General features: G+C 54.6%; 3 protein-coding genes. 2 read left to right on the plus strand and 1 reads right to left on the minus strand.

Translation table 11 applies throughout. The annotated features are described in order from the left end of the window. Window positions 1–984: 984 nt before the first annotated feature. On the minus strand, window positions 985–2,043 hold the full coding sequence (gene mnmA, locus AC0QH1_RS26780) for a tRNA 2-thiouridine(34) synthase MnmA (protein ID WP_324634516.1): 1,059 nt from the start codon (window positions 2,041–2,043) through the stop codon (window positions 985–987). Window positions 2,044–2,104: 61 nt separating this feature from the next. Here mnmA and AC0QH1_RS26785 point away from each other — a divergent pair, with 61 nt between their 5' ends. Further along, the gene (locus tag AC0QH1_RS26785) at window positions 2,105–3,022 is read left to right on the plus strand and encodes a hypothetical protein (protein ID WP_324634517.1); all 918 of its coding nucleotides are present in this window, start codon (window positions 2,105–2,107) and stop codon (window positions 3,020–3,022) included. Window positions 3,023–3,271: 249 nt separating this feature from the next. Beyond that, window positions 3,272–4,831 (plus strand): NAD(P)H-hydrate dehydratase, encoded by a 1,560-nt coding sequence (locus tag AC0QH1_RS26790; RefSeq protein WP_324634518.1) that lies wholly within the window; start codon window positions 3,272–3,274, stop codon window positions 4,829–4,831. Window positions 4,832–5,186 lie beyond the last annotated feature (355 nt).

Here is a 5,186-nt window from a genome sequence, read left to right on the forward strand (position 1 = left end):
TTGGCACGAGAATTACAATGGTGCGCCGTCAGATGGGAGTGCGTGGACAACTGGTGGAAATTCTAATCGCCAGGTGCTGCGCGCAGGGTCTTGGGGCAGCGACCCCAGGCTCTGCCGTGCCGCGCTGCGCTACTGGTACGAGCCGCAGTTTTGCAGGTGGGGCCTCGGATTTCGCTTGTGCTGTGCTTCCCCCAGGACTGTTTAGCCCTTTTCTCTTTTCCCCTTTTCCCCTTTTCCCTCTTTTCTTTACCCTGCGAGCGAAGCGAGCTTTAAAAATTTTTTTTCAAAAATGGAGTTTTTAGCGGTTTTAGGGGGCAAAACAGGCCATTTCCGGGGCGATTTGTGGTAGGGAGAGGGTGGAGGAGGCGCAAATTAAATTTCCCAGGGAGCCAAATGGCAAATTTGGGGGTAAAATGGGCAGCAATCCGACCGATTTTTCCCGATTTTTGTAGTTGTAGCAACGAATAGCCTTTACATTTGTTGCTACATTGCGAAACTCCCCTATTTTCCCTGGCTAATATCCATCGATCGCCTTACCGATTGTCCAAAAAACCGATAGTCGCAAATCAGTTTCGCCCCTGCTTCCGGAAACCGGGGGGCACAAGGTTCATCCACCGGAACGGGTCACAGGCCCAAACCACAGGGCGACAATCCCCTTGATGGGCAGGTATTTGGGAGAGGGTAAGCGCTTCGTTACAGTTGTTTCCTCCATTGGTTCAGTCCCACTACAAGCACCTTTTCTAGCCACGGGTGAAATCTCTCAACTAGAGTATCGGCACAATCGGTATGAAAAAAAGCGTGCGATCGCGATAACCTCCTCAAGGGCTAAGAAATCGGGCCGATTATTTGGCCTCCTGTGGGCGAGAATCCGCCTCCCTGGGGGCGTTCCCCCCAGGGGGGAACGAGTTTTTGGGTTTCGCCCTTTTGCGAAGGAGTCCTTGTCATGCAGAGGAAAGCGCGATCGCGCCCGATCGCTTGATTAGTTTACTCGGCTTTTTCGATAACCCCGCCGCCGAGCACGCGATCGCCATCATACCACACAGCAGCTTGTCCTGGGGTGACGCCAAACTGGGGTTGTTCAAACACCAACTTAACGCGATCGCCCCCATTTTCCGGAAGCACCGTTACCGGAACCGGGCGAGTGCGATAGCGGATCTGCACTTCAGCGCGGATCGGGGCTGACGGCGGCGCGATCGAGGCCCAATTTACCCGCTGTACCCAGCAATCCGGTTGAGTCGCACTGGCGCGGTTGCCCACAATCACCTGATTGCGTCCCGGATCCAACGCCACCACATAAAGGGGTTCCGCCGCCGCCACGCCAATGCCTCGACGCTGTCCGATGGTATAGCGATGTACCCCATCATGTTGACCCAGCACATTGCCCTCTAGGTCCACGATATCGCCTTTTTGCTGCAAAATATACTGTTCCAAAAACTCCTGCATCGAACCATGCGCCTCTACCAAGCATAAATCTTGGCTTTCCGGCTTTTCAGCAGTTTTCAAATTATATTCTGCAGCAATCCGGCGGGTTTCGGTTTTCGGAATTTCCCCTAACGGAAACATACAGCCGGCGAGCAATGCTTGCGGCAAGTCATACAAAAAATACGACTGGTCTTTGGAGCGATCGACCGCGCGGCGCAACTCATAGCGCCCGGTGGCTTCATCGTAGCTCACCCGCGCATAATGCCCAGTGGCGATTTTGTCGATCCCCAATTCTTGCCGCGCATAGCCCAGCATCGGACCGAATTTTACCGCTTTATTGCACTGGGAGCAAGGCAAGGGCGTCACCCCCGCACTGTACCCGGCGACCAAATAATCCACGATATTTTCTTGAAACAAATCGCGACTATCCACCACATGATGCGGGACGCCCAATTGTTCGCAAATATAGGCAGCATCGACCATCCCCTCGGAGCAACACTGACCTTTCCCTTTCATTAACCAAAGGGTCAGACCAACGACTTCGTATCCTTGATGATGGAGGATGGCAGCTGCAGTGGAACTGTCTACTCCGCCGGAGAGGCCAACGACTACTTTATTCATAAAATTAGATAAGATGATGGATGGCGGTTCTCAAGTGAATTATAGCAGGAAATATTCCGGGTTGTCACTGGTTATTTATCCTCTGTCATTTGAGGAAGTCTCTGTTACCACCCAACCGGTGACCGATGGCAATTCCTATGTTAAATTGACTGTAAATTTCTCTCGGACTCGCGATAGGGGGTGGAAATCGATGGTGAAACTCAACGGGCAAGGATGGTTTGCATGGTCGATCGATTTTCGGGGGGGGGACTCCCGGTGGGGGCGATCGCGACTTGGGCCTCTCCCCGCTTCCGGATTGCTGCTGTTGGCGGTTGTGGGGATCCGGTTTGCCCCGCCCGGGGTGGCGCAACCCCTCCCGGAGGTACCGGTGCCTGCTGAATTGCCGCCCCCTTCGGATCCGGGGGGGTTTCCCCCCTTTGAGGTGCCTCCCGCACCCCCACCGGGATTGCCTCCGTTGCCCAGTTCTCAGCGTTACGTGGTTTATATTCCCGGCAATAATCCTATTGCCTTAGCAGAAGTGCAGTTAATCGAACCCGAAGCCTTTGTGAAAGAGTTGCAGGGTCGCACGGTGATTCAAGCGGGAGTATTTGTGAATCGCGACAATGCCTACCGCCGCGCCAGAGAACTGGAACGACTGGTGGGCATTCGTTCCGCGATCGCCACTGTAGAAGATGTACCCCCACCAGTCGCTACCGCCTTCCCCCCAGCAGCAACTCCCCCCATTTCCGCCAACCTCACAACTTTCGGCATCCCGGGCGGCTACTTTGTGGTCATCCCCGCCAATCCCCAGGATTTTCCCCGAATTACCAATGAACTCATCGAGGCGGGTATGAATCCAGCGGAAATATCCAGCCGCAGCGTTCCCTTTGGTCCGCATTTGGCGATCGGGCCTTTTCCCGATGCAGTCACAGCACGTCAGGAAAGCGGCTACCTGAAAGGCTTCGGACTGGATGCCCGGGTTTACGAATACGACCGATAGGCTACCGTTAACCTGTAGGGGTACGACATTTCTCACCCATGAGCCACGCCGTACACCCAAAACTTTTGTATAATACCGCTACTGCTAGCCATACAAAAAGTCCGCGTAGGCGGATTATAGCGCTGTCGCGGGCTACGCGCTTTGCCTGCCCAGGCGCGATTTCAATCGCCCGCTTTGTTCTCCTTCCCTTTTTTGCTACCCTAAAAAATCAGGAATAAAGTTTCCCCAAGTCGAAAGAGGAATCCAACTATGAAACCCGTAGAAGAACGGCAAAAAAAGATTCAACAGTTTATCGTTAATGCAGAGCAAATGAGCGCCATTGAAGGGCGGTTATTTGATGCGGGAATGCCCGTGGCGGCGTTAATGGAAAAGGCGGCAGGATTAGTCGCCCAGCGCATTCATGCCCTTTATCCCCCAGAAAAAGCCTCGCGAGTCGGGGTTTTAGTCGGCCCGGGGCACAATGGCGGCGATGGGTTAGTTGTGGCGCGGGAATTGCATTTTAAAGGCTATGAAGTGACGATTTATCGCCCGTTGTCTAAGTGCAAAGAACTGACGGGCAAACATGCCGAATATGTCGCCAGTTTGGGAATTCGATTTTCGGACAATATCGAATGGCTAGAAACCTGCGATGTGGTGGTAGATGGCTTATTTGGCTTTGGGTTGGAACGTCCCTTGGAAGGTGCGATCGCCGATGCGGTCAACCAGCTCGTTCGATGGAACAAATTGATAGTGAGTATCGATATGCCTTCGGGGCTGCATACGGATACCGGGGAGGTGTTGGGCACGGCGGTGCGCGCGACTCACACTTTGTGTTTGGGTTTGTGGAAGCTGGGGCTATTGCAGGATAAGGCATTGGACTATGTGGGTGAGGCGGAATTGATTGATTTTGGCATTCCCTTGGCGGATATCGAGGCGGTGTTGACCGATCGCCCTTCCCTGGGTCGAATTACCCCAGAGCGCGCGATCGCCCATCTGCCCCTTTCCCGCGCGTCATCCACTCACAAATACAAGCAAGGTCATTTACTGCTATTCTGCGGTTCCCGGCGCTATACCGGGGCAGCGATTTTGTGCGGGTTGGGGGCGCGGGCGTCGGGGGTGGGAATGCTCTCGATCGCAGTTCCGGAATCTCTGAAACCCTATATGAGTGACCGATTGGCGGATGCGATCGTTATCGGATGTCCGGAAACCGACTCCGGGGCGATCGCCCAGTTGCCCGACAGCGTGGATCTGGGGTCGTTTGATGCGATTGGCGGCGGTTGCGGGTTGACGCGGGATGCGGAATCCGTGGTGAAAGCCGCAATCGAGAGCGATCGCCCCCTGATTTTAGATGCGGATGGCTTAAATATACTGGCGCAGATGAATGCGATCGCCGCCCTCTCGCCGCGCCAGAGTTTTACCCTGCTCACCCCGCACCCAGGAGAGTTTAAGCGCCTCTTCCCAGATATCGCACAAGCCGAAACCCAAGCTGCCAGTGCAGCTCGGGCAGCCTCCTCACAAAGCGGGGCGGTGGTATTATTAAAAGGTGCGAGAACCGCGATCGCCCATCCCGACGGTAGCCTCGAAATCAATCCCCAAAGTACCCCCGCCCTCGCCCGAGGCGGTAGCGGCGATGTGCTAACCGGTTTGGCCAGTGGATTAATCGCCCAGGCGATCGCCCGCCAGTCTCCAGTTGCACCCTGCGTACAAAGCGCCGTCTGGTGGCACGCCCAAGCCGCCATTTTAGCCGCCCAGGACCGCACCCTCTTAGGAGTAGATGCAGTCACCTTAAGCGACTATTTAGTGCGCGCACTCCCCTCTCTAGTGTCCTAAATTCCATGTTACCCTCCGGTGGGCACCGCCCACCTGACAACCCTCCCTCAGCGCACCCCTGTCACTGATATCCTCTCCCCAGGAATAGTCCCAAACAGGATTACTCCGCCTAGGCGGACTTGAGAAAGCTCAGGCGCGATTTCAACCCACTTGACTCGCCCAGGGATTCGTGCTGCGAAAAAATCCCCCCAAAACAAACAACACCCAGCCGTACTGGCTGAGTGATTTCCGCTTATTCATTGAGCTTACCTAGAGATGAACTGTAACGCGCTGACTTTTCCCATTGCTCCCCATCATGGATATTTTTTGGAGATGGGCTAACTCAACCCTACAGTTTCATTGCTCCCGATATTTC

The sequence above is a fragment of the Phormidium sp. CCY1219 genome, from assembly GCF_055795085.1.